This is a genomic window from Caballeronia sp. INML1 (assembly GCF_023631085.1).
GTDB lineage: Bacteria > Pseudomonadota > Gammaproteobacteria > Burkholderiales > Burkholderiaceae > Caballeronia > Caballeronia turbans.
The window spans coordinates 18,347-43,743 of sequence record NZ_JALQDT010000062.1; the positions used below are offsets into that span (position 1 = coordinate 18,347).

A 25,397-nucleotide genomic window follows, 5' to 3' on the forward strand; every position below is an offset into this window, starting at 1 on the left:
CGGAGCGCCTCACGACGCCCCGAACCGAAACCCCTTCGCCTGCGCCTTCGTCACCAGTTGAACCGGCGTCTCCATGTACGGCGACAAATCCCTTTGCCGCCGCTTCTCGAGCAACGCCTTCACCGCGACGTCCACGCCGAACACCGCCTGCCGCGCGCCGAACTGCTCGACTGTCGCGAGCAGGCGGCCGTCATCGAGCATCGGCTGCACGGCATCGATGTTGTTGTAGCCCGTCACCAGCACGCGGCCCTTCTTGCCGGCAATGCGAATCGCGTCGATGGCGCCCATCGCGATATTGTCGTTCGCGCAGAGCAGGCCCCGCACGTCCGGATGCGCATACAGCATCTGCAACGCGACCGACTTGCCGCTCGCCACGGTCCAGTCGCCGCTGGCCGTATCGGCGATACGCATGCCCGCCGCGTTCATCGTCTCTTTGAAGCCGAGCGTGCGCTGCCGCGCGTTGAGATCGTTCGACGGCCCCTCGATGATGCCGACCTCGTCGCCCGCCTTCAGCTTCGAGCCGAGATACGCGCCGACGAGCTTCGCCCCGCGCCGGCTGTCCGGCCCGACGAACGGAATCGTGATGTTCGCCGCTTCCTGGGCGGCTTCGTCGAATGGATTGTCGATCGCGATCACGATGATGCCCGCCGCGACGGCCTTCGCGGCCGCGGGCAGAAGCGCCTTCGAGTCCGCGGGCGCGATGACGATCGCGTTGACTTTCCCCTCGATGAGCGTTTCGACGATGTGCGCCTGCCCGGCCACGTCGTTGTCGGTGAGCGTGCCGTTCGTCGCGAGGTCGAGTTGCGATGCGTAATGCCGCTGGTAGTTCCGCGCGCCTTCGATCATCGACACGACGAACGGATCGTTCAGCGACTTCATGACGAGCGCGACGCTGGCCTTGTCCGACGCCGCGCGCACGTCGCGCGCAGGCGCAAACCCGCACGCGCTCAGGGCGCAAGCGGCAAGCAGGCGTCGGCGAACAAGGCTCGTCATGAACTGTTGAGACGGATGAAAACGTCCCATTGTAGACGCAGGCGCCGGGCCGCCGAACGCGGCCCCACCGCCGGCAAGGCCTGGGTTTCAGCGCGCCGCCGCTTCCACGAGCGCGGCCACGCCGCTGACGGGCTTCATCGCGTCGGCGTCGAGTCCATGGCGCGCGCGCAGATACTCCGTCGCGTTATAGGACAGCCACGCGCGGCCGTTGGCGTCTTCCCATGACAGCACCTTGAGGGGCAAATCGAGCGCGGCAGTCGGCACGGCCTGCATGAGCGGCGTACCCGCCTGCGGATTGCCGAACACGAGCAACTGGCTCGGCGGCATCGTGAGGCCGGCGCGCGCCGCGTCGCCGCTGAAGTCGATGCGCGCGAAGAGCATCAGACCGCGCGCGCGGATCAACGCTTCGAGCCTGTCGGCGGCCGCAACGGCTCCGTGCGCGCTCGCAATCGTGACGACACCGTTGTTGTCGAGCGGCCCTGTGGACGTCATTTTCAGCGCTTCGCCCGCCCGCTCCAGGCGAGCGCGACGAACGCCGTGCACAGCGCTTCCATGCCGAGCGCGTCTTCATCGTCGAAGCGGTTCGGCACGGGGCTGTCGACATCCCACACGCCGATCAGCGTGCCATCGCTCGCGACGAGCGGCACGACGATCTCCGAGCGAGACGCCGAATCGCACGCGATATGGCCCGGAAACGCATGCACATCCGGCACGACCTGCGTGCGCCGCTCACGCGCCGCCGTGCCGCAGACGCCGCGTCCGAGCGCGATGCGCACGCACGCCGGCTTGCCCTGAAACGGCCCGACGACGAGCTCCGCGCCATCGAAGAGATAAAAGCCGGCCCAGTTCAGATCGGGCAGCGTGTGATAGACGAGCGAGGAAAAATTTGCGGCATTGGCGATGAAGTCGTTTTCATCGGCGATGAGCGCGCGGGCTTGCTGCAGCAGGTCGTCGTATTGCGCGGCCTTGCTGGCGTGCGTAGCTTGGGAAAGCGAGAACATGACGCGGCGGAGAAAATGTCGAAAAGTGTCGCCGACGATAGCACATCGATCCACCCGCCGCTTCGCGGGCGCCGCTCACCGAAAGCTGGTTTCTGGTCACACGTAAGCTCGCCGGAAAGCTTCGGCGCGCGGCTTGGCACTGGCGATTGCATCGCCTAGTGTGGAAGCGCACCGGGTCCGCGATTTGCGGCGACCGGGCATCGCGCGTCATGCGATGGCCTCTTCAAAGCGTACTTAAAAAAGCAGCTCCGGGATTTCCCTTCTTTACTTCAAAGCGCTGCCAGTCTTAAATAAATCAACTTGATTTAATTAATGGCCGCGATTCGATGGCCGTCCTTCGGAGACAGCGCGTGAAATCCCCAAGCGGCAGAGGCAGCAACTCCGCGACCGTGCGCCGATACAACGAGCGGCTGCTTTTGCAGGCGCTTCGGCGCACCGAGCCGGCATCCAAAGCCGAGCTCGCGCGTCACGCGAATCTCACGAGCACGGCGGTCGGCAGCATCGTCGAGTCGCTCGAAAATGCGGGACTGATCGAATACACCGGGCGCCGTCTCGAAGGCCAGCGCGGCCAGCCCGCGTCGCTGATCCGGCTCGATCCGCGCGGCGCGTTCGGCATCGGCGTGCGGCTGGATCGCACGGGCATCGAGACCGTGCTCGTCAATTTCGCCGGCGACGTGCTCGCGCGCAGCGCACTCGATGCCGTGCTGCCGCATCCCTCAGAGGTGCTCGAGATCGTGCGGCGCGACATCGGGAAGATGCTCGACCTGCTCTCCGCCCCGGAGCGCGAGCGGCTGGCGGGCGTCGGCATCGCGCAGCCGTTCAATCTCGGAAGCTGGCTGCGCGAACTCGGCCTGCCCGCCGAAACCTTCCGCGCATGGGACGAAACCGATTTCGCCGATGAACTCAGCCGCGCGCTCTCACTGCCCGTCTTCAGCGAAAACGACGGTAACGCCGCCGCGACCGCCGAGCTTTTCTACGGGCACGGCCGACGCTGCGACGACTTCGTCTATCTGTTCCTCGGCTCGGCGATCGGCGGCGGCATCGCGATCAACGGCGACTGTCTGCGGGGCGCGTCGGGCAACGCGGGCGATATCGGCGTGATTCCCGTGCCGCCGAGCCGCCTGCCGTCCGCCCCGCAGCCCGCAGGCCAGTGGGACATCCTGCTGTCGCGGGCGTCGCTGAACGCGCTCGTGCGCCATCTCAACTACTGCGGCGCGGCCGCGGACAACCGCATCGACTTGCAGGCGTGCATCGAGCGGCATCTTCCCGCCGTCGACGAATGGATCGACGACTGCATCGAGGCGCTCGCGCCCGCCCTGCGCGCGACGCTCTGCGTGCTCGACGTGCCGATGGTCGTGATCGATGCCGACATCGACGGCGGCCTGCTCGACAAGCTCGTCAAGCGCCTCTCGACCACGCTCGCCGCCAACGCGCCCGAAGCGCGCGGCACCCCGACGCTCGTGCGCGGCTCCTTCGGCCCGGATGCGGGCGCGATCGGCGCGGCCACGCTGCCGATGTTCTTCAACTTCTCACCTCGCGCGGCCATTCGCCACGCGGGCATCAAAACGCAAGAGGTGAACCATGCCGCATGACCCTTCCAGCCGACCGCCGCTTCTCGAGATGCGCGGCATCAGCAAGACCTTTCCCGGCGTGCGCGCGCTCAACGACGTGCGTCTGTCCGTCTATCCCGGCGAAGTGCACTCGTTGATGGGCGAAAACGGCGCGGGCAAGTCCACGCTGATGAAAATCCTGTCGGGCGCCTATCAGGCCGATGCGGGCGGCCAGATTCTCATCGACGGCAAGCCGGTCACCATCGACGGGCCGCTCGCCGCGCGCGCGCTCGGTGTCGCCGTGATCTATCAGGAGCTGAGCCTCGCGCCGAATCTCTCCGTCGCGGAGAACATCCACGCGGGACGCGAGTTGCGGCGCGGCGGGCTGGTCGACCGCAAAGGCATGGAGCGCGGCTGCGAGGACGTGCTCAAGCGCCTCGGCGCGAGCTTCAAGCCGCACACGCTCGTCGGCGACCTGTCGATCGCGGAGCGGCAACTGGTCGAAATCGCACGCGCCGTGCATGCGCAGGCGCGCATCCTCGTGATGGACGAGCCGACCACGCCGCTTTCGTCGCGCGAAACAGACCGTCTTTTCGAGCTCGTGCGGCGGTTGCGCGAGGAAGGCATCGCGATCATCTACATCAGTCACCGGATGGCGGAGATCTACGAACTGTCGGATCGCGTCTCGGTGCTGCGCGACGGATCGTACGTCGGCACGCTGATGCGCGAAGATCTGTCCGCCGACAGCCTCGTGAAGATGATGGTCGGCCGCGACATCTCCGGTTTCTACAAGAAGCAGCACGCGCCCTACGATCCGGGCAACGTCGTGCTGTCCGTGCGCGATATCGCCGACAACAATCGCGTGAAGGGATGCAGCCTCGACCTGCACAAGGGCGAAGTGCTGGGCATCGCGGGGCTCGTCGGCGCGGGGCGCACGGAGCTTGCGCGCCTCATCTTCGGCGCGGAAGAAAAGACGCGCGGCGAAGTGTCGATGCACGGCAAGCCGGTGAAGCTGCGCACGCCGCGCGACGCGATCGACGCGGGGCTCGTCTATCTCACCGAAGACCGCAAGGGCCAGGGCCTCTTCCTCGACATGAGCGTGCGCGACAACATCAACATCACGGTCGCCGGGCGCGACGCGAAAGCCGGCGTGATGGATCTTCCGCGCGGCAACACGCGCGCAAAGGACGCGATCGCCGCACTCACCATCCGCGTGCCGAACATGCGCGTGAACGTGGGCGCGCTGTCGGGCGGCAATCAGCAGAAGGTGCTGCTGTCGCGTCTGCTCGAAACCAAGCCCGACGTGCTGATCCTCGACGAGCCGACGCGCGGCGTCGATATCGGCGCGAAGTCGGAGATTTATCGAATCATCAACGATCTCGCGCGCTCCGGCGTCGGCGTGATCGTCATCTCGAGCGAGCTGCCGGAAGTCATCGGCGTGGCGGACCGCGTGCTCGTGATGCGCGAAGGCGAAATCGCGGGCGAACTCGGCGGCCATTCCGGCACGCCGATCTCACAGGAAGGGATTATCGAACTGGCGACGGGCTCGAAGGTCGCGCTCGATCAGGCGGCTTGAGACACCAAGGGAATCGGAGAGAGACATGGCAAACACGACGAAACACCACGAAACGGGCAACGCGCCGGTTGCGAAGGCCGAGAGCACGACGCAACGGCAGAGCCGCATCGAGCATCGCGAACGCATGCAGGTGCTGATGCGCACCGCGGGCATGCTGCCCGTGCTGATCCTGCTGTGCATTGGCTTCGGCATCGTGACGGACGGCTTCTTCAGCTTCCAGAACCTGTCGATCGTCGCGCAGCAGGCATCGATCAACATCGTGCTCGCGGCGGGCATGACCTTCGTCATTCTGACGGGCGGCATCGATCTGTCGGTCGGCTCGGTGCTCTCGGCGGCGGCGGTCACCGCGCTGCTCGCATCGAATATTCCGGGCTGGGGATGGCTCGGCATTCCGGCGGCGCTCGCGGTCGGCCTCGGCTTCGGCGTCATCAACGGTCTGCTGATCGCGCTCCTGAGACTGCCGCCGTTCATCGTGACGCTCGGCTCGCTCACCGCGGTGCGCGGCATCGCGCGGCTCATCGGTCACGACACGACCATCTTCAATCCGCAACTGTCGTTCGCGTTCATCGGCAACGACACGCTCTTCGGCGTGCCCTGGCTCGTGATCATCGCGATTGCGGTTGTGATCGTGTCGTGGTTCGTGCTGCGCCGCACGGTGCTCGGCCTGCGCATTTATTCGGTCGGCGGCAATCCGGAAGCGGCGCGTCTTTCGGGTATCAAGGTGTGGGGCATCCAGCTCTTCGTCTACGCGATCTCGGGCTTGCTCGCCGGGCTCGGCGCCGTGATGTCGGCCGCACGCCTCTATGCCGCGAACGGCCTGCAGCTCGGCCAGTCGTACGAACTCGATGCGATCGCCGCGGTCATCCTCGGCGGCACGAGCTTCGTCGGCGGCGTGGGCTCGATCGTCGGCACGCTGGTCGGCGCGCTCATCATCGCGGTGCTGACGAACGGTCTCGTGCTGCTCGGCGTGTCGGATATCTGGCAGTACATCATCAAGGGCCTCGTGATCATCGGCGCGGTGGCGCTCGATCGTTACCGTCAACGCGGCTCGGCTCGCACCTGATTTCCGCTATTCGGGCGCATTCGGGTCCGCGTGCGCCCGCCCTCGAAAAAAGGACCAACTGGAGACAACAAACATGCGCAAACACAATAAGCTTTTCGCCAGCGTCGCACTCGCTCTCGGTTTTACCCTGTCGCTATCCGCGCACGCCGCCGACAAGCAACTGAAATCCGTCGGCATCACGGTCGGCTCGCTCGGCAACCCGTACTTCGTCACCATCTCGAGGGGCGCGGAAGCGAAGGCCAAGGCGATCAACCCGAATGCCAAGGTGCAGGCGGTGTCGTCGGACTACGACATGAACAAGCAGTTCACGCAGATCGACAACTTCATCTCGGCTCACGTCGATCTGATTCTGCTGAACGCCGTCGATCCGAAAGCGATCGAGCCGGCCGTGAAGAAGGCGCAGAAGGCGGGCATCGTCGTGATCGCGGTCGACGTCGCGGCGGCGGGCGCGGACGCAACCGTGCAGACCAACAACGTGCAGGCCGGCGAAATCTCCTGCGATTTTCTGGCGAAGAAGCTCAACGGCAAGGGCAACGTCGTGATCGAGAACGGGCCGCAGGTGTCGGCGGTGATCGATCGCGTGAACGGCTGCAAGTCCGTGCTCGCGAAGAATCCGGGCATCAAGATCCTGTCCGACGATCAGGACGCGAAAGGCTCGCGCGAAGGCGGCATGAACGCGATGCAGGGATATCTCACGCGCTTCCCCAAACTCGACGGCGTGTTCGCTATCAACGATCCGCAAGCGATCGGCACGGACCTCGCGGCGAAGCAGCTGCACCGGAACAACATCGTGATCACCTCGGTCGACGGCGCGCCCGATATCGAGACGGCGCTCAAGTCCGACACGATGGTCCAGGCATCGGCGAGTCAGGATCCGTGGGCGATGGCGCAGCAGGCGGTGAGCGTAGGCTATGACCTCATGAACGGCAAGAAGCCGAGCAACACGACGATTCTCTTGCCGTCCACGCTCGTCACGCGGGAGAACGTCGGCAGCTACAAGGGCTGGTCGTCGCCGCGCTAAGGCATCGACATCTGATCGGCACGACTCGCAGCGCGCTCGGCGTGTCCGGCGCGCTCGACCGGTCCACCGCGATCAGGCGCTTGCGCGCCACGTCCACCGCGACGCCCCGCGGCGCTTCGAAACCGTCGGCGACGACCGTCGACCGGCCGCGTTTCGAGAAGCTCGATCTTGCCGCATTGCGCGACTTCGCGTGCGATGATCATTTCCGCAGCGTCGCTGCGGCCCGGTCATCTGTGGCGCGACCTCGGCCTCTTTTGACGCGACGACGTCACCGGCATGCTCGCGCGTCACTATCCCGATCTCATCGCACGCAACGTCGCGAACCTGCGCTGGAAGAAGTGTCTCGTGCGGCAAGTCGCGCTCGCGAGAGTCGCCGCGCCGACATGGGCGCCGGGCTGTCCCGGATGCGAGGATTTCGCCTTTTGCTATCCGCACAACCGATAACACCGGCGCCGCCGCAATGAAACGCCCGTCCGATTTCCTTCGTGTATTCTCTCGGGCATGGCGACAACCCTCAAAACGACGGAACGCGCGAAGGAGACGGGCACGGCGGGTCAGCCGGCCGAAGTTCGCTTTCGCATGCGCATCACGAAAGGCGAAACGATCGCCATTGGGCCGGGCAAGATTTCGCTGCTGGAAGCGGTGCGCAAGCACGGCTCGATATCGGCGGCAGCGCGCAGTCTCGACATGTCGTACCGGCGCGCGTGGTTGCTCATCGACGAACTCAATCGTTCGCTCAAAACGCCCGCGACCATTTCCGAACAAGGCGGCCAAAGCGGCGGCGGCTGCGTGCTAACGCCGGTCGGCGAGAGCATCATCCGGCTTTATCGCGATGTCGAAACGCAGGCGCAAGCGGCCTGCGCCGCGCAGATTGAATCGCTCACGCAGTTGCTCAAGCCCTGACCGTGTCACAGGCAGAACGCCGACGGCGGCGGTGCGCTCGCGTGCGTGTTCTGCGCGCTCGCGCCTGGCCGCGCGACGAACTCCACGAAGCATCCCGCGCGCAGGCTCCGGACAGGGCGTATCCTACGACTTCGGCGCGCCGGCCCGGCCCGCAAAGCCGCATCCGCGAAACACGCAACGCCTGACGTTTCCAATCGCGAGAAATCGCCCACAAGGAGAATCTGAATGGCCAGGGTTGAAGTCAAGGTTCCGCAGCTTTCCGAATCCGTCACCGAAGCGACGATGTTGCCGTGGAAGAAGAAAGCGGGCGACGCGGTGACGCAAGACGAAATCCTCGTCGAACTGGAAACGGACAAGGTGGTGCTCGAAGTGCCCGCGCCCGCCGCCGGCACGCTTGCGGAAGTGGTGAAGAAGGAAGGCGACATCGTGCACGCCGACGAACTGCTCGCGATCATCGATACGGAAGCGAAGGCGTCCGCCGCTGCACCCGCCCCCGCACCGGAAAAGCCCGCCGTTCAACCCGCGCAGGCGAGCGCCGCCGCGCCCGCCCCCGCCGCCGCTTCAGACCAGAAGGCCGACTTCGATGTCATCGTTATCGGCTCCGGCCCCGGCGGCTATATCGCCGCGATCCGCGCCGCGCAGCTCGGCCGCAAGGTCGCGTGCGTCGAGGAATGGATCAACCACGCCGGCAAGCCCAAGCTCGGCGGAACGTGCCTGAACGTCGGCTGCATTCCGTCGAAGGCGCTGCTCGCATCGAGCGAGCAATTCGAGAAGGCCCAACTGCATTTCGGCGATCTCGGCATCACGATGGACAACCTTGCCGTCGACGTCGACAAGATGGTCGGGCGCAAGGAAGCGATCGTCGAGAAGATCACGGGCGGCGTCGAGTTCCTGTTTCGCAAGAACAAGATCACGTGGCTCAAAGGTCACGGCAAGCTCGCGGGCAAAGACGGCGCCAACTTCAAGATCGACGTGAGCGGCGACGGCAAGAGCGAAAGCCACACCGCGCAACACGTGATCATCGCGACGGGCTCGAAGGCGCGTCATCTGCCGAACGTGCCGGTCGACAACAAGATCGTCTCCGACAACGAAGGCGCGCTCGCTTTCACCTCGGTGCCGAAGAAGCTCGCCGTGATCGGCGCGGGCGTGATCGGGCTGGAGCTCGGCTCCGTGTGGCGCAGGCTCGGCGCGGAAGTGACGATTCTCGAAGCGCTGCCCGAATTTCTCGGCACGACCGATGCCGCGCTGCAAAAGGAAGCCGCGAAGCTCTTCAAGAAGCAAGGTCTGACGATTCACCTCGGCGTGAAAATCGGCGGCGTGCAGACGACGGATTCGAGCGTCTCCATTTCCTACGAGGACAAGGACGGCAATGCGCAGACGCTGGAGGCGGACCGCCTGATCGTGTCGATCGGCCGCGTGCCGAACACGGACGATCTCGGCCTCGATTCCATCGGCCTGTCAGCCGACGAACGCGGCTTCATTCCCGTCGACGGTCATTGCGCGACGAAAGTCCCGAACGTCTACGCGATCGGCGATGTGGTGCGCGGCCCGATGCTCGCGCACAAAGCCGAAGACGAAGGCGTGCTGGTGGCGGAGATCATCGACGGTCAGAAGCCGCACATCGACTACAACTGCATTCCGTGGGTGATCTACACGCATCCGGAAATCGCGTGGGTCGGGCAGACGGAGCAGGCGCTGAAGGCCGAAGGCCGCGCGATCAAGGCCGGCCAGTTCCCGATGCTCGCGAACGGCCGCGCGATGGGTATCGGCGAGACGGACGGCTTCATCAAGATCATCGCCGATGCGAAAACCGACGAAATTCTCGGCGTGCACATCATCTCGGCAAACGCGTCGGACCTGATCGCCGAAGCGGTCGTGGCGATGGAATTCAAGGCGGCGAGCGAGGATATCGGGCGCATTTGCCATCCGCATCCGTCGTTGTCGGAAGTGATGCGCGAGGCCGCGCTCGCCGTCGACAAGCGCGCCCTGAATATTTAGACGCGCCTCGGCATCCACACGCGCAGCAGCGAGTAAAGCCGGTCGATGTCGATCGGCTTCGCCAGATAATCGCTCGCGCCCGCCGCGAGACATTGCTCCTGATCGTCCTTCATCGCCTTCGCCGTGATCGCGATGATCGGCAGCTTCCTGAAACGCGCGTCCTCGCGGATGTGCCGTGTCGCTTCGAGTCCGTCCATGCCGGGCATCATCACGTCCATCAGCACGACGTCGATGTCGGGATGCTTGTCGAGCGCTTCGATCGCCTCGAAGCCGTTGCGGCCGATATCCACCTTCAGCCCCTGATGCTCCAGCGCGCTCGATAGCGAGAAGATGTTGCGGATATCGTCATCGACGAGCAGCACGCGGCGGCCATCGAGCACGCGATCGCGCGCGCGCGAGACGTGCAGCATCGCCTGGCGATCCGCCGACAAGTCCGTTTCGACCTTGTGCAGGAACAGCGTCACCTCGTCGAGCAACCGCTCCGGCGAGCGCGCGCCCTTGATGATGATCGACTGCGAGTAGCGCATGAGTTCCGCTTCCTCGTCGTGCGTGAGGTTGCGCCCCGTGTAGACGATCACCGGCGGGAACGAATACGCGTCGATGCCGGCCATCTGCCGCAGCAGGTCGCCGCCGTGCATGTCGGGCAGCTTCAGGTCGATGATCATGCAGTCGAAAATCGTCGTCTTCAGCAGTTCGAGCGCCTCGCGGCCGAACTCGACCGGCGTGATTTCCACATCCGTATCGCTGATCAGCTCGACGATGCTCTGACGCTGCCGCGCATCGTCCTCGACGAGCAGCACGCGCTTGATTTTCTGGCTGCTCTTCTCTTCGAGCCGCTGGAAGATCGCCGTCAGTTGCTCGCGCGTGGTGGGCTTCACCGCGTGACCGATCGCGCCGAGATGCAGCGCGGCCTCGCTTCTGTCCGATGCCGACACGACATGCACCGGAATGTGCCGCGTCTTCGGATTCGCCTTGAGTTCCTGCAATACCACGAGCCCCGAGCGATCCGGCAGGCCGATGTCGAGCAGGATTGCCTTCGGGGCGCTGTCCTGCGCGAGCTTGAGCGCCTCGCTCGCCGTCCCGCTCACGATGCAGCGATAACCCAGTTCGTGCGCGAGATCGAGCAGCACCTGCGCGAAGTCCGGTTCGTCTTCAACGACGAGAACGAGGCGGCGGCCGGGGGCGGAGTCGGTGCGATCGTCGTCGATGACGTGGACCACTTCGATCGGCTCCCCGGCCGGCGCAGGTTCGTCGATGGCGGCCGGCGCCTGCTCGACCGCAACCGGCAACGCGCCCGCGCCGTAAGCGACGGGCATCGTCAGCGTGAACGTGCTGCCGGTGCCCTGCGCGCTGCGCACTGCGATATCGCCGCCGAGCAGATGCGCAAGGCTGCGCGAAATCGACAGGCCGAGACCCGTGCCGCCGTAATGGCGGCTCGTGGTTCCGTCGGCTTGCTGGAACGCTTCGAAGATCGCTTCGAGCTGGTCCGGTGCGATGCCGATGCCCGTGTCCGTCACGACGAACTGCACCGTGGCCCTGTCTGCTGTTCCGCCCGCGCGCTTGAGCGTGAGCGACACCGTGCCCGCATCCGTGAATTTCAGCGCGTTCGACAGCAGGTTCCTCAGGATCTGCTCGAGGCGCCGGAAATCGGTCGTGAGCGTCGGGTATTCATCGATCTCATTGCGAAGCTCGAGCCTGAGCCTCTTCTGCCGGGCGAGCGGCTCGAACGTGCGCGAGAGCGTGTCCATGATCCGCTGCAAGGGCACCTCTTCGATATGCAGATCGAGCTTGCCCGCCTCGACCTTCGAGAGATCGAGAATATCGTTGATGAGATTGAGCAGATCGTTGCCGGCGGAATAGATCGTCTGCGCGTACTTGATCTGATCGTTCGTAAGATTGCCGGCCTTGTTCTCGGCGAGCAGCTTCGCGAGAATCAACGAACTGTTGAGCGGCGTGCGCAGTTCGTGCGACATGTTCGCGAGGAACTCCGACTTGTAGCGGCTCGCGCGCTGCAGCGCTTCGGCGCGCGTTTCCAGTTCGCCCTGCGCGGCATTGAGCGCGACGTTGCGTTCGTCGAGCACGCGCGCCTGTTCCGCGAGCTGATCGTTCGTCTGCTCGAGCTCCGCCTTCTGATTCGCGAGATAAGCCTGCGCCTGCGAAAGCGCCGTCGTCTGCTGCTCGAGTTCCTCGTTGGTCGTGCGCAGTTCTTCCTGCTGCATCTGCAGCTCTTCATTCAACTGCTGCGTTTCTTCGAGCACACGCTGCAGACGCTCGCGATACTGCGCCGCCTCGACGTAATCACCGACATTGCCCGCGATCGTCTTCAGGAACTGCTGGTCGCGCTCGGTCAGCGCGTGCATCGCACCGAGTTCGATGGCGCCGTTCGCCTGGCCTTCGTTTTCGATCGGCACGATGACGAGACTGACGGGCACGCTCGCGCCGAGCGCCGAGGTCACCTTCCAGTAGCCGGCGGGCACATCGTGCATGCTCGTCAGCTTGCGCGCGTGCACCGCCTGTCCGACGAGGCTCTTCACGCCCGCAAGCGAGTCCGGCACCGGCGCGCTGTCGGGATCGAAGCCGAAGCTCGCGGTGCGCTTCAATGCGCCATCGCCTTCGCGCACGTAGAATGCGCCCATCGATACCTTCAGATAGTCTGCGAGAAAATCGAGAATCGTCTGGCAAAGCTGAGCGAGCGATTGCTGGCCGATCACTTTTTCCGCGAGCTGCGTCTGCCCTTCCTTCAGCCACGCCTGCTCCTGCAGCGCGCGCGTCTGGCGCTCCTGTTCGCCGATCGCCGCACTGAAGGCATTGGAAAGCTGCATCAGCTCGCGCCTGCCGAAGATCGCCAGAATCGCGGACAACGTCAAACTCAGAAACAGAAATACGGCGACGGTGATGGTCGTCAGTTGCTTCGCGGACTCCACGCGCTGCAGCCGCAACGTCTGTTCGATGTTGAGAAACGCGGCGAGCTCGCGCTCGGTCTCCGCGCGTTCGCCCGAGCCGCGTCCCGCGCGCACGAGTGCGAATGAATCCTGGGCGTGGCGGCGCGCGTCGATCAAGTTGTCGGCGACCTTGTCCCATTGCGCCTGCAACGCGCGGATGCGAATCAGGCGGTCGACTTGCGGTGCGTTATCGGAGACGAGACCGGCGAGCGTGTCGATATCCGCGACGAGCTTCGGCTTCGCGGTTTCGTAGGGCGCGAGAAACGCTTCGTCGCCGGTGATGAGATAGCCGCGTATCGCGCTCTCCTTCTCGCTGACGAGGCGGCCGATTTCCTGCGCGTTGCCGATCACGCGCTCGGAATGCTCGACCCAGTTGATCCCCGACAGCAGATACAGCACGAGCACGACGAACGCGATCGCCGTGACGACACCGGTGCCGAGCGGCAGTGCGATGTTGCGAAAGAGAATGCGACGAAAACTGGCCTCGTCGACACCAGACCGCGATGGCATAGACAGCTCCGAATAAGCGTGAACGTCGCGCCGGCCGATGTCTCGAAGCAGCGCCCATGACCGCGACGATCGCGAAAGTTGTAGTTCTTGTTTCAGCCGCTGCGCATCATAACCGGTTCGGCTTCGCCGCGTGGCGGGCCTCGGACGGTGCGCGGCGGGTTAGCACTGTATCGCTTTTCGGCACGTTCGTTCGGATACTTTCAGCTCGCTGAACGTTTGAACGTACCGCCTTACAATGACGCGGCGGCATTCGGCATACGTGTCGCCGCAGCCACGAGGACGGCATCATCGGCCCGGGAAGTGATTGCTGGTTGCTTGTTGATCAACCTATCTTTGGAGAGGAATATGAAAGCAACGCTTGGCAGCAGACTCGCCGTCTCGTTGATGGTGTCCGCTTTCGGCCTGACGATTGCGCCGCTCGTGAGCGCGCAGGATAACGCCGCGACGACCGCCACCGGCACGACGCAGACCGCGCCAGCCACGAAGGCGGAGAAAAAGGCCGCACGCAAGCAGGCACGCGCGAAGAAGAACGCGGAGTTGAAGAAGCTGGAAGATGCGGGCTACAACCCTGCGAAGCGCGACGACGCGAATTATCCGCAGGACATTCAGAACGCGCAGAAGAAGGCCGGCATCGGGGCGGGCGCGAGTCAGTAGGTTTCTTTTGTGAAGCCGCCTCGGTTATCGGCGCTCGGCGATCGAGGCGGCGTATCGCGCGATACATCGTCGGAGAAGCGCTCGCCGGCTTGCCTGTCAAGGCGTCTTCTTGAATGAAGCCCTGGAAAACCGTGCGTCCGCGGGCAGCGTCAGTGTGCCGTTTTCGATGTTGCCCGACCGAAGACGCGGCATCGGATCGCTCATATCGAGCGGCAGCCGCAGCGCGTGCTCGGGACAGCCACGCCGCGTCGAGCCGATGCTTCCCGGCTGGTCGAGGCGGCCCGAGAATTCGTTGCAGCCGTCGAAGCCTTGAATTGCTTGTCCTTCGATCGTGAAGCGGGGCAGCGCTTTCTCGTCTGTCGACGAAGGCGCGATCAGTTTCCAGCTTCCCTGCAAGTCGGCGACGTTCAACGGCTCTGCGATCGACGCCGTGCTCCATAAGAACGCCCCAGCGATCAGCCATGTCTTCGGGAGCCGCGGCATCGCGTCCTCCTGTCGTCGAGGTAAAGAGACGATGGCCCGTCGTCCGTTCGAACCGGCGAGCCACCGAAGCCGAGGCTAGTTGCAATATCCCTGCGACGCGAACGTACCGCCGCCGGGCGCCGCACCGCTGCACAGCGTATTCAGCAGCGATGCGATATTGCCCGAACCGTAATTGCCATACGTGGCGTTCGGATACTGCGTGTTCTGACGGAACTGCGACGCATAGTTATCCTTGGGCGCGTTCGGATCGGACGATCCCCACGATGTCACGCCGATGATCGCGAGATTCGACGAATTGCCCACCACGGCGCCGCCGGAGAGAACCGCATCGCGTGCCCGGAAGTTCACGATCCACGGTCCGCCGCTTGCGCCGCCCGTGAGATTGCTGCCCTGCCAGAGTTGCGATGCGCCGCTGACCGTCGTCGTGTAGGTCGGGCCATCGGTGCGCTGCATGATCGCGCCGCTGTCGAGCAACGCGGGATAGCCGAAGGTCGTCACGGCCGCCGTCTGAAGATTGCCGGTTTTCGACGACGATATGAAGGAATAGTTGTTCCAGCCATAGTTCAGATATCCGGTGATGTCGCCGATGAATTGATTCGATGCGTTCTTCGCTATCGCGATCACCGCGATATCGTTGTTGCGCGCCGAACCCGATCCGGTGTCAGTGCCGTTCGCCCATGTCGATGGCCGCACGAGCCCGGCCCAGGTCCATCTGCCATAAGGCGCGATCTGCGCTGCGGTGGCTCCGGAAGCGCCGTAATGTCCCGGGATGAACTGCCAGCCCGAGAAGAGCGAGCTCCCGCTGCCGAACCCCTGGACGCAGTGCGCTGCCGTAACGATGACGCTTCTGCGAATCAGGCTCGCGGTGCAATATCCCGCGGAGAACGTGAGCTTGCCGATCGCGCGATAGGGATAGGTCGTGCTGAGGTAATTCGCGCTCGTGGTGCCGGAGGCGCTTTGATTGCCGTCCTGCACGCGGCCGGTGGTATAGGGGATGCCGAAATCGCCATATGCTCTCGTCTGCGCATTGCTCACGATGCCGCTTTGCGTGTTCACGCCCGCCGCATAAGGTTCCGGACCGGTGTTCGGGACAATCGTGGATGTGTCCGGAGGCAGAAGTACGTTGACGACCGGCTTGAGACTCGATACATCCGTCATCGCGGCGCGCGAGGCGGCAGGATTCGTATTCACGATGACTTCATCTTCCGCATGTGCAACGTTTGCGCTCACTATCGACAGCGCGACAACCGCTGTCACCTCCACGCAGGCGACTCGTTTCGATCTTTGCATGACACCCTCCGGTTGATGAATACGATGTGTCTGATGAACATCGACTTTTCGTTGTTTGGTATTCCTAATTCTTATGAACATGTCCGTGGTCTGATTCGTCAGATGCTTGCGGGTGTCATTGCTTACGTCGAATGGAGATGACCCGGGTTCCGGCGCGCGCTTAACTTGGACGAATTCAAACGCATGCCGTGCAATCGATCAGGAAAGCGAACAATAAATAACTCTAGTTCAAATTCTCGCCGATCTCGATCTGGTCTTTCGTCAGCGGATAGTGTCGGCGTCCTTCCGTCGTCTGACCGGTCGCGCGTTTGCTTTTGATCCGCGCGGGCATGGTCCGATTGGATATGCGGTTCACTGCACAGAGCTCGCTTGACGACAGCCTTTCCATACAGATAGCCTACACGCAGGCTATAAACAGCTTTCGAAACGAAATCAGCGACAAGCCCCTTCTGCGCGGCTTCCGGATCAGGCTGCTTCTTCGACGCTCGACGCGGACGGTCGCAACGGCCGTCATTCCCGGTCATGACTTCGGCGAGCCAGATCGCGACGGGCGCACATATTCCGGCGCTCGCAATCGGCCGCAAACGTTCTCTGCGCGTTCGCGCACGGCGTGAAACGACGACGCCCTCGCCTCCGGTTGCGTACCGCACAGAACGCTACGTACAGCCTGTCATTCTTGCCCCACATCGCGTTTGACTCTCCAGGTGGACGCGTGGCGAAGAAACACTTCAAGGGGCACAGATGAGTAATCCTAAAAAATTCAAATTCAATACCGCAATCAAGCTCAGCGTGATCGTGATCGCGGCGGCCATGTCGAATCTCGCGTCGGCGCAAACGGCGGGGAATCCTTGCAGCAACCAGACTTCAGAGGGGTGTGTGCTGATCGGCCCCAGTGCCGTAATGACGGTTGCAGCGACGGACTCGTCGACGAGCGTAGCGCCGTCGACGACACCGACGGTCGATACGGTGTCGGCCGTCGTGCCTTTGCTCGAGGGCGGCCGCGGCGGACAGGGATCGCCCGGTGCGGGCTCGAGCGGCGGAAATTCCAGCGGGTCTGGCTCAGGCAGCGGTTCCGGGACAGGCACCGGCTCGGGACAGGGTTCGGCCAGCAGCGGTCCGGGCTCGACGGCGGGCGCTGGCGGCACGAACTCGGGCGGCGGAGGCAAGGGAACGGGATCGACCGGGAGCGGCAACGGCAGCTCGGGCCCGGGTGGTGGCGATTCCGGCGGCGGTGATTCGGGAGGAGACACCGGCGGCGATGGTCACGGACATGGTCATGGGCACGGTCACGGTCACGGCGATGGTGACGGCGATGGCGATGGTCACGGCCACGGGCATGGTCACGGCGATGGTGACGGCGATGGTCATGGTCATGGTCACGGCGACGGTGACGGCGATGGTCATGGACATGGTCATGGCGACGGTGATGGCGATGGTCATGGACATGGTCACGGCGACGGTGATGGCGATGGTCATGGCCATGGACATGGTCACGGCGACGGTGACGGCGATGGTCATGGACATGGTCACGGCGGCGGTGACGGCGATGGCGATGGTCACGGCCACGGGCACGGTCACGGCGATGGCCATGGCGACGGTCATGGTGATGGCCACGGCGACGGTCACGGTGATGGCCATGGGGACGGCCATGGTCATGGCGACGGTGACGGGGGACACGGCCATGGTGGAGTCGGCCACGGCGACGGCGGACACGGCGACGGCGGCCACGGCGACGGCGGACACGGCGACGGTGGCCACGGTGATGGCGGTCATGGCGACGGTGGCCACGGCGACGGTGGTCACGGAAATGGCTCGGCTGGTGGTCATGGCAGCGGTCACGGCGGTGGCGACGGCGGCGGTGGTGGCAACGGCGGCGGCCATGGTGGTGGTGGCAACGGCAACGGCGGCGGCGGCGGCAACGGCGGTGGCGGTGGCGGTAACGGCGGCGGCCATGGTGGCGCCGGCAACGGCAGTGGCGGCAACGGCGGTGGCGGCCATGGTGGTGGCGGTAACGGCGGTGGCGGTGGCAACGGTGGCAACGGTGGCAACGGTGGCGGCCATGGTGGTGGCGGTAACGGTGGAGGCGGCGGTAACGGCGGCGGCCATGGTGGTGGCGGCAACGGTGGCGGCGGCAGCGGCGGCGGCGGCGGCAGCGGCGGCGGCGGCCATGGTGGTGGCGGCAACGGTGGCGGCGGTAACGGCGGCGGCGGTAACGGCGGCGGCGGCCATGGTGGCGGCGGTAACGGTGGCGGCGGCAACGGTGGCGGCGGTAACGGCGGCGGCGGTAACGGCGGCGGCGGTAACGGCGGCGGCGGTAACGGTGGCGGCGGCCATGGTGGTGGCGGTAACGGTGGCGGCGGCCATGGTGGCAACGGCAGCGGCGGCAACGGCAACGGCAGCGGCGGCAACGGCAGCGGCGGCAACGGCAATGGCGGCAACGGCGGCGGCGGCCATGGCGGCGGCGGTCACGGCGGTGGCGGCAACGGTGGCGGCGGCCACGGCGGCCGTTAATCAAGCAGTGCAAGGAAGAACCGATGCCCTTCGCCGGGCATCGGTTTTTTTTCATCGATCAGCGAGACGGACCGTTACCCGCATCCGGACCACGATGAGCAGGATCATCACGACGCGCGCGGACTATCCCCTCCTCACGCGCGAGAAAGGACCCCGCCATGCACGCTCGTATCCTCGACCTGAACGGCCGCGTCGCCCTGGTGACCGGCGGCTCACGCGGCATTGGCCGCGCGATTTCGCTCGCCCTTGCGTCTTGCGGCGCGTCCGTAGCGGTCAACTATCGCCAGCGCGATAACGAAGCCGCCGATGTCATCGCGGAAATCGAACGCATCGGCGGCCGCGCGATCGCGGTACGCGCCGACGTATCGCTCAGCGGCGAGGTCGACGCGATGATCGCCGACGTCGAGCAACGCATCGGCCCTATCGACATACTCGTGAACAACGCCGGCACCGCGACGATGATCGACATCGACGATCTCACCGAGGCTGAATTCGACCGCACGCTCGCCGTCAATCTGAAGTCGGCGTTTCTGTGCACGCAGGCCGTGCTGCGCGGGATGCGCGCGCGGCGCTGGGGCCGCGTCGTCAATCTGTCATCGGCGGCGGCCCGCGGGCCGGGTCTCGTGGGCATCCATTACAACGCATCGAAGGCTGGTCTCGAAGGCCTGACGCGCGGCTATGCAGGCCGGCTCGCGCGCGACGGCATCACCGTCAACGCCGTTGCGCCCGGGCCGATCGACACCGAAATGGCCGGGCCGCTCAAGGCATCGAACGTCGCCCAGAGGCTGCCCGTCGGCCGGCTGGGAGAAGCGAGCGAAGTCGCGGATGTCGTGATGATGGTCATTGGCAATGCATTCATCACCGGGCAGACGATACCCGTCAACGGCGGCGCGAGCTTCATCTGATCGATGAGGACTGAAGGCTCGCGCGATGATGTTCCAGCGGATGGGGGATGCGAACGTCGATCGGCCGCTCCGGATTTGGAACGGTTCACCAAAAAGATCGATCGGCTTCGAACCAAGCGCGCCGCTAGCCCAGCGGCGGGGCGGCTGCGGGCGCACCGCTGTGCGTGACGACTCCCTTGACGCCCGGCGCATTCTCGGCCGCCACGCGAATGGCGTTCGCTTCATCCTCGCTCATGACACGCGTCCACAGATGCACGGTCCCGTTCTCCACGATGATGTTCTCCCGAGGCAGCGCCCAGGGATGGTCCGCCATTGCGGCGAGAACCGCCTCGCGAATCGAGTGATCGCTGATATCGGCATCGACGGGTAGTTCAGGCGCCATCGTCACGAGCGCCCGGATCAGATTCGCGCGGCTCACGACGCCGACGACCTTGCCGTCGCGCATCACAGGCACGCGCTTGATGCGCTTGCGTTCTAGCAACTCGGCAATGTCGGCGACGGGACACGTTTCGGTCACGGTGGCGACATCGGTGCTCATCACATCCCTGACCTTGCGCGCGTGCTCCTTGACGTACTGGCTCGCCAGTTCACGTGTCGATGCCACCAGTTCGAGCCACCACGCGCGCTGCCTGGCGCCGGTCCCGATCTCCGCGCGATGCATCAGATCGCCCTCCGTGACGATGCCGAGCAGCTTGCCGTCCTCGTCGATCACGGGCATCCCGCTGATGCCCGCGAATACCATCGTTCCTGCGGCCTGGCGCACGGACATGTCGGGCGTCGCGGAAACGATCGATGTCGTCATGATGTCGGCAGCTCGCACGTTCATCTCCCCAGGGCAGACAACAGCGTTCTGAATCAGAGCGATGACGCCAGCGGCGCACGCCCATCGTGGTCCGGCGCGTGATGCGATTCCGCATCCGGAGTCTTTTGGAAGATACAACAGATCGGGCTGCAGTTCATGCATTCGGCCAGACCATAAAAATCTCTAGCGGCGATACACCGCCAAAGACGACCAGACGAATCTCCACTCGTACGAAGTAATTTTTTCTGCCACGGTGAAGCAACGAAAGATTTTTTTACTTTGACAGGATTTACATTCATCTCATAAGACGATAACCTTGCTGCCGTTAGTCAGGTTTTCGGCAACGCTTGCCGATGTTACGCAGAGACCCGATATTTTCGGCAAGTCTGACCGAAACTGCGCAAACGTCACCTAACACCAGACGACGCCGCCTTCGAACTGAGCTCGCTTGTCATTTCGTAAGGCCCAAGCGGGCAATCGCAAACGTTTGCCCGACTCCGCCATCCGGAGCGCTTGCTGTACTGCGCACTGGACCAGCTAAGTGATTCCGTGCCGTTCGGCTTTGCTCCTCAGCGCCTCAATTTTGGCGTCGGGCAGGCGGATTTGGCCTTGGTGCGTAGTTCGGATGCCTAATTAATGCCACCCGAACGCAGCGCGGATAGCGCGATACACACTGTGAACCACTGAGCAGGTCCAGCAGCGTCCCGGATTTTACGAGCCTTACGCTACTCAATTAGCCATGCTAACTGTAATGACGAATCGAAATCACACCTCTGCCCGCACCTACAACTTTTTCTCGGCGCGCAAGGCCGCGGCAATCGCGACAGCGGTTCTCACGAGTGTGCTGCTCGCCGCCTGCGGAGGCGGCGGTGACAGCGCCCTCGACGACGCAACCGCAAAGAGCGCCGCGCCCGAATCGACGGCCAAGGCCGCGACCAGCACGTCCATCTTCTACGGCGCCAACGGCCGGAACACGAACGGTGGCGCGTACGACACGACGCCCGTAGCGACGCAGCTCGCGCAACTGAAGGACATCGGCGCGACGATCTATCGTAACGACGTGTACAGCCTGAGCTCGGCGAAGGTCATCGCGAAGATGGCGCAAACGATGGCAGCCAGCGGCGTGACCGTGTACCCCGTGATCCTGCTCGGCACCGGCTTCAATTCCGAGCAGGACGCGTACAACGCAGCCTACACGCTCGGCCAACAGGTTGCGGGAACATACAAGTACAAGTACTACGAAGTCGGCAACGAACTCGAGGCGCAAGCGCTCAACGGCAACGTCGACGGCACGAGCTGGACGCACTACAGGAACCAGCCTTACGTCCTCGCGCGCGGCGTGATTCGTGGCCTGATCGCGGGCGTCAAGTCGGTGGACGGTTCGGCGAAGATCGTCGTGAACGGCACTTGGCTGCACTACGCCTTCTTCCAGATGCTGATGGACGGCTCGCAGCCTGACGGCACCCGCGGCCACCCGACCGTCAGCTGGGACGTCACCGCGTGGCACTGGTACTCGAACCAGGGCAACATGACGCGCGCATGCGGCGGCACGGGTTGTTACGACATGCTGGGCGTGCTCCATTCGTTCGGCAAGCCGGTGTGGATCAACGAATTCGGCGTGCGTCCGAACTACGGCACCGATCAGCAGATCGCGAATTACATGGCCGGCAATACGATGATGGCGCAGTTCCAGAGCGTTGCATCGAAGTACAACATTCAGTCGATCCAGGCGTTCGAACTCTATGACGACAACGAAGGCGACTTCGGTCTGATGAAGTCGGACGGCCAGACGACGAAGGCCGCTTACTGGGCGTACAAGAACTTCGTGGCCGGCCACCCGATGTAAGTTGCGCGGGGTTCCGTCACCCCGTCGAATAGTTTTCTCGCCTCTTCCGGCATCTCTTCACGAGCGACCCATTGTGGTCGCTCGTGGCGTTTCAGGCCCTGAAATCAGGCACTTTTCCCGACGACGCCGTTCTGCGCTTATCGGCGCGACGATATGACTGGTATTCAGTCGCAGCGCCTTGTCGGCGAATGCGGTCCGCCCTAACCTGCAAGAGAGCCAGCCCTTCCGATAGCTGCGGGTCGGCCATTCCCATGCGATCCATACACCGCCTGGTCTTGCCGTTGCGCAAGACGCAGGCCCTATTGGAGAAGATATGCGCGCCAATCTGCAATCCGTCATCGAACGAGACGAGTCATTCGCCGGCATGCCCCGAAGTACGCCGGTCGCTATCGACGATCGCGTGCGATCCATACTTTATTGCGGTGGAACAGGCGCCGCATCGATCGTGGAAATCGCGAGGCGGCTTGCATCGGCGGGGCGCAAATTCGAGGTGCACAACTTCGTGCAATCGGCCGACCGCGCGGCTCTGCTCGAAGAATTCGACGCGCTGCGCGAGCACGGCAAGGTCTATCATCATTTCGACCTGCCGGATGACCTATCCGCGCAAACGAGCGCCTTCGCCATGAGTCCGACTCACGCAAGCACGCAGATCTACTGCAGCGGGCCGCCCGCTTTCATGGATCGGGTCGAGCGTCAGGCGCGCGACTGGGTGTACGCGGCCAACATTCACAAGATCGGTCTCGACGACCGAGCCGCTTAGTTTGAGAACAGCGCCGGATCGAGACCCAGCGCCTCAGCCAGTTCTCGCGGCGATCGCACGACCTGTGCTTGCGCGGGGAACAGCGCGGCGCCTTCATCGTCGAAAGGCCACGCCAGAACACGCATATGCGCGGCGATTGCGGCACGCGCGCCGGTCGGGCTATCTTCCACGGCGATCACTTCTTCGGGGGCCAGACGTAGCAGCCAGGCTGCGCGCTCGTATGGCTCGGGGCTCGGCTTGCCGTTGCGCACATCGTTGACGCTGATGGTCACGAGCGATGGCTCTTCGATGCCGAGCGCGCGCAGATTCGCTTCGAGCAGCATGCGCGATGCGTTCGACACGATTGCCTGCGTGATGCCCGCGGCTTTCGCGGCGCGATACACGTCGAGCGCGCCGGGGCGCGGCACGAGCGCGGGCGCACCGTCGAGATAGGCGCGTGCGCGAAACGCGGACCAGTCCGCGTAATCCACCGATAAGCCGAAGCGCTCACAACACAGTGCATGCACTTCGCGTCCGGTCTTCCCGAAGATGAGCGGATGCATCTCTTCGCCCGCCTCCACGCCATGACGCGCGAGCGCCGCGATCAGCGTGCGCAAATGAAGCGACTCGCTTTCCGCGAGCGTGCCGTCCATGTCCCACAAAATGGCTTTGATCAAAGCTTGATTCGTCCTTGTCGTTCGGTTGAGTCCGAGTGCGGTAAGGGCGCAGCCTATCACGACGCCATCGGCTCGCGCGTGGCATGCATGAGCTCGTCGAGCAGGCAAAGCCGATCGCGCGACGCTGATGTCGACTGAAGAATCGCTTAGCCGCGCGCGGCGTTCTCAGGCACGCAACTGAACGAAACGGTCGACGTCTGTTCTTCGAGGGAGCGCACGCCGCTCGTCGCTTCGGACTTGATCGCGACGCGCTGCGAGCGTTGCTTGCAGTAATCCACAGCGGCATCCATCGCCGCGTTGCGCGCGGTCACCCACGACATGCGCGTGCCTGTCGCCTTGCCGGTCACCGTGTAAGTGTTGGGTTGCGCACCGGCCGTGACGCCGTTGGTCGTGCCGCATGCGACAAGCAGACAGGCGAGCAAGAGCGCACCGAGCGCGCGCGGCGTCGAGCGCATTGATCTTAAGTAAGAGAACATGCTTGCGGATCGTGAAAATTGAGATACCGCCCGAATGGTACAAGCGCCTGCGATTTTCTTCACAAATCACAGGGCAGGCGCGATGTATTCGAGTCCGGCGCAAGCGGCCACGCGAGCTTTCCTGCGCGCATTTTCACGATCGACCGCGTGTGCGATCGGTTGTTCCCGTTCAAGCCTGAGCGATACGATCCAGCAAGCGCTGCAGGCGCGAATGCTGAGAGGGCGCGAGCCCCGGCGTGGCGATCGCCTGCACGACGCGTCCGCGCCAGTATGTCTTGGAGAAGAGCGAATTCGCGCCTTCGAGGCTCAGCACTTGCTCGAGATGGTCGATCGCCGAATCGAGATGACCGACGCTATAGAGAGGCATGCGTGCGCGGATGTCGTTCATGGCGCGGTCTGTCGGAGAGCGAAGCTTTCGGATGAGGATTTGATTCGATGCGCGACGTCGTGACGAACACGCGCCGCGCAAGGACTGACGTTCTATCGATGCACACGCAGGCGTCAGCTCATGTGCTGGCCGCCGTTGATCGCGATGTTCGAGCCGGTGACGAAGCCGGCGTCGTCGGAGCACAGGAACGCGACGAGCGCGGCGACTTCTTCGGGCTTGCCCAGACGGCCTGCCGGAATCTGCGGAAGAATCTTCGTATCGAGAATCTCCTGCGGGATCGCGGTCACCATCTTGGTCGCGAGATAGCCTGGCGAGATCGTGTTCACGGTGACGCCCTTCTTCGCGACTTCGAGCGCGAGGGACTTCGTGAAGCCGTGCATGCCGGCTTTCGCGGCCGCGTAGTTCGTCTGGCCGATCTGACCTTTCGAGCCGTTCACCGACGAAATATTGATGATGCGGCCAAAGCCGCGCGACACCATTTCTTCGCAGACCGGCTTGGTCATGTTGAAGACCGAGTCGAGATTGGTGCGCAGCACGGCGTCCCAGTTCACCTTTGTCATCTTTTTGAAGGTCGTGTCTTGGGTGATGCCGGCGTTGTTCACGAGGATATCGATCGGGCCGACTTCGGCCTGGATCTTCGCCACGCAGTGCTGGGCGGAATCATAGTCGGCGACGTCCACGCCGTACGCGCGGAAGTTGTAGCCCTGGCGATCCATGCTCGCGAGCCACTCGCCGACCTTTGCGTTGCCCGGCGAATGCGTCACGACGACCGCGTAACCGGCGTCGTGCAGCTTGATGCTGATGGCTTCGCCAAGGCCGCCCATGCCGCCCGTCACCAATGCGATGCGCTTAGTCATTCAGATACTCCTCGTCAATTTCTCTCAGGTTAATGAAGCTCGGAATGGCACCGGCGCTGCGAGCTCGCCTCGACGCTTATAGTGTGTGGATGTCGCGTCGGGCCTCGTGTTCTGCGCCGGTGTACTTGCTTTCGTTACAGACGTTCCACCGCCAGCGCCACACCCATGCCGCCGCCGATGCACAGCGACGCCAGGCCCTTCTTCGCATCGCG

Annotated in this window: 23 protein-coding genes and 1 pseudogene; 11 read left to right on the forward strand and 13 right to left on the reverse strand. The window is 64.1% G+C overall.

The annotated features are described in order from the left end of the window. Positions 1–9: 9 nt before the first annotated feature. From NCR38_RS25090 to NCR38_RS25100, 3 genes are all read right to left on the reverse strand, one after another. On the reverse strand, positions 10–993 hold the full coding sequence (locus tag NCR38_RS25090; RefSeq protein ID WP_061119243.1) for a substrate-binding domain-containing protein: 984 nt from the start codon (positions 991–993) through the stop codon (positions 10–12). An 87-nt stretch (positions 994–1,080) separates the two neighbouring features. Then, positions 1,081–1,485 (reverse strand): DUF302 domain-containing protein, encoded by a 405-nt coding sequence (locus NCR38_RS25095; protein ID WP_061119274.1) that lies wholly within the window; start codon positions 1,483–1,485, stop codon positions 1,081–1,083. A 2-nt stretch (positions 1,486–1,487) separates the two neighbouring features. Beyond that, positions 1,488–1,994 (reverse strand): GAF domain-containing protein, encoded by a 507-nt coding sequence (locus NCR38_RS25100; protein ID WP_061119244.1) that lies wholly within the window; start codon positions 1,992–1,994, stop codon positions 1,488–1,490. Between the two features lie 350 nt (positions 1,995–2,344). Between NCR38_RS25100 and NCR38_RS25105 the strand changes: the two genes are divergently transcribed. The 7 genes and pseudogenes from NCR38_RS25105 (at position 2,345) to lpdA (ending at position 10,105) form a co-directional block, all read left to right on the forward strand. Further along, positions 2,345–3,586, forward strand: a complete 1,242-nt coding sequence (locus tag NCR38_RS25105) for an ROK family transcriptional regulator (RefSeq protein WP_250477752.1) — start codon at positions 2,345–2,347, stop codon at positions 3,584–3,586. Continuing rightward, positions 3,576–5,120, forward strand: coding sequence for a sugar ABC transporter ATP-binding protein (locus NCR38_RS25110; protein ID WP_061119246.1), 1,545 nt, complete (start codon positions 3,576–3,578; stop codon positions 5,118–5,120). Before NCR38_RS25105 ends, NCR38_RS25110 begins: the two co-directional genes overlap by 11 nt. Before the next feature lie 25 nt (positions 5,121–5,145). Next, on the forward strand, positions 5,146–6,183 hold the full coding sequence (locus tag NCR38_RS25115; protein ID WP_061119247.1) for an ABC transporter permease subunit: 1,038 nt from the start codon (positions 5,146–5,148) through the stop codon (positions 6,181–6,183). A gap of 73 nt (positions 6,184–6,256) precedes the next feature. Further along, a complete protein-coding gene (locus NCR38_RS25120; protein WP_061119248.1) occupies positions 6,257–7,204 on the forward strand; it encodes an ABC transporter substrate-binding protein in 948 nt (315 codons plus the stop codon). 270 nt (positions 7,205–7,474) lie between these two features. Beyond that, positions 7,475–7,648, forward strand: a pseudogene (locus NCR38_RS25125) (nitrogen fixation protein NifQ); the annotation flags it as partial. A gap of 57 nt (positions 7,649–7,705) precedes the next feature. Further along, positions 7,706–8,107, forward strand: a complete 402-nt coding sequence (locus tag NCR38_RS25130) for a winged helix-turn-helix domain-containing protein (protein WP_061119249.1) — start codon at positions 7,706–7,708, stop codon at positions 8,105–8,107. A gap of 225 nt (positions 8,108–8,332) precedes the next feature. Continuing rightward, on the forward strand, positions 8,333–10,105 hold the full coding sequence (gene lpdA / locus NCR38_RS25135) for a dihydrolipoyl dehydrogenase (RefSeq protein ID WP_086961242.1): 1,773 nt from the start codon (positions 8,333–8,335) through the stop codon (positions 10,103–10,105). On the opposite strand, the gene NCR38_RS25140 is transcribed toward lpdA, so the two are convergent. Next, a complete protein-coding gene (locus tag NCR38_RS25140) occupies positions 10,102–13,557 on the reverse strand; it encodes a response regulator (protein WP_061119250.1) in 3,456 nt (1,151 codons plus the stop codon). The genes lpdA and NCR38_RS25140 overlap by 4 nt on opposite strands. Before the next feature lie 345 nt (positions 13,558–13,902). On the opposite strand from NCR38_RS25140, the gene NCR38_RS25145 reads away from it, so the two are divergent. After that, positions 13,903–14,211 (forward strand): DUF4148 domain-containing protein, encoded by a 309-nt coding sequence (locus NCR38_RS25145; RefSeq protein ID WP_061119251.1) that lies wholly within the window; start codon positions 13,903–13,905, stop codon positions 14,209–14,211. Between the two features lie 96 nt (positions 14,212–14,307). Here the strand turns inward: NCR38_RS25145 and NCR38_RS25150 are convergent, their stop codons facing one another. The 4 genes from NCR38_RS25150 to NCR38_RS25165 form a co-directional block, all read right to left on the reverse strand. After that, entirely contained in the window at positions 14,308–14,694 is a 387-nt protein-coding gene (locus NCR38_RS25150; protein WP_061119252.1) for an META domain-containing protein, read from the reverse strand. Positions 14,695–14,769: 75 nt separating this feature from the next. Then, positions 14,770–15,885: a trypsin-like serine protease gene (locus NCR38_RS25155; protein WP_250477753.1), complete on the reverse strand. Its 1,116-nt coding sequence runs from the start codon at positions 15,883–15,885 to the stop codon at positions 14,770–14,772. Between the two features lie 827 nt (positions 15,886–16,712). After that, positions 16,713–17,069 carry a hypothetical protein gene (locus NCR38_RS25160; RefSeq protein WP_250477754.1) on the reverse strand — a complete coding sequence of 119 codons (357 nt, stop codon included), beginning with the start codon at positions 17,067–17,069 and terminating at the stop codon, positions 16,713–16,715. Further along, complete coding sequence (locus NCR38_RS25165) at positions 17,044–18,483, reverse strand: hypothetical protein (protein ID WP_250477755.1); 1,440 nt, start codon at positions 18,481–18,483, stop codon at positions 17,044–17,046. Before NCR38_RS25165 ends, NCR38_RS25160 begins: the two co-directional genes overlap by 26 nt. Positions 18,484–18,653: 170 nt before the next feature. On the opposite strand from NCR38_RS25165, the gene NCR38_RS25170 reads away from it, so the two are divergent. Further along, complete coding sequence (locus NCR38_RS25170) at positions 18,654–19,400, forward strand: SDR family NAD(P)-dependent oxidoreductase (RefSeq protein WP_061121955.1); 747 nt, start codon at positions 18,654–18,656, stop codon at positions 19,398–19,400. 124 nt (positions 19,401–19,524) lie between these two features. Here the strand turns inward: NCR38_RS25170 and NCR38_RS25175 are convergent, their stop codons facing one another. Then, positions 19,525–20,220 carry a CBS domain-containing protein gene (locus tag NCR38_RS25175; protein WP_061121961.1) on the reverse strand — a complete coding sequence of 232 codons (696 nt, stop codon included), beginning with the start codon at positions 20,218–20,220 and terminating at the stop codon, positions 19,525–19,527. A gap of 733 nt (positions 20,221–20,953) precedes the next feature. Here NCR38_RS25175 and NCR38_RS25180 point away from each other — a divergent pair. Beyond that, positions 20,954–22,048, forward strand: coding sequence for a glycosyl hydrolase (locus NCR38_RS25180; protein WP_061121956.1), 1,095 nt, complete (start codon positions 20,954–20,956; stop codon positions 22,046–22,048). A gap of 400 nt (positions 22,049–22,448) precedes the next feature. Next, complete coding sequence (locus NCR38_RS25185; RefSeq protein ID WP_250477756.1) at positions 22,449–22,808, forward strand: hypothetical protein; 360 nt, start codon at positions 22,449–22,451, stop codon at positions 22,806–22,808. Here NCR38_RS25185 and NCR38_RS25190 read toward each other — a convergent pair. The 4 genes from NCR38_RS25190 to phbB all read right to left on the reverse strand — a co-directional run bounded on the left by NCR38_RS25190 (position 22,805) and on the right by phbB (position 25,185). Then, positions 22,805–23,464 carry an HAD family phosphatase gene (locus tag NCR38_RS25190; RefSeq protein ID WP_061121957.1) on the reverse strand — a complete coding sequence of 220 codons (660 nt, stop codon included), beginning with the start codon at positions 23,462–23,464 and terminating at the stop codon, positions 22,805–22,807. The two genes, NCR38_RS25185 and NCR38_RS25190, sit on opposite strands and share 4 nt — an antisense overlap. Before the next feature lie 146 nt (positions 23,465–23,610). Next, positions 23,611–23,940, reverse strand: a complete 330-nt coding sequence (locus NCR38_RS25195) for a hypothetical protein (protein ID WP_061121958.1) — start codon at positions 23,938–23,940, stop codon at positions 23,611–23,613. Positions 23,941–24,109: 169 nt separating this feature from the next. Then, a complete protein-coding gene (locus NCR38_RS25200) occupies positions 24,110–24,328 on the reverse strand; it encodes a hypothetical protein (protein ID WP_061121959.1) in 219 nt (72 codons plus the stop codon). Positions 24,329–24,441: 113 nt separating this feature from the next. Further along, a complete protein-coding gene (gene phbB, locus NCR38_RS25205) occupies positions 24,442–25,185 on the reverse strand; it encodes an acetoacetyl-CoA reductase (RefSeq protein ID WP_061121960.1) in 744 nt (247 codons plus the stop codon). Positions 25,186–25,397: the final 212 nt, after the last annotated feature.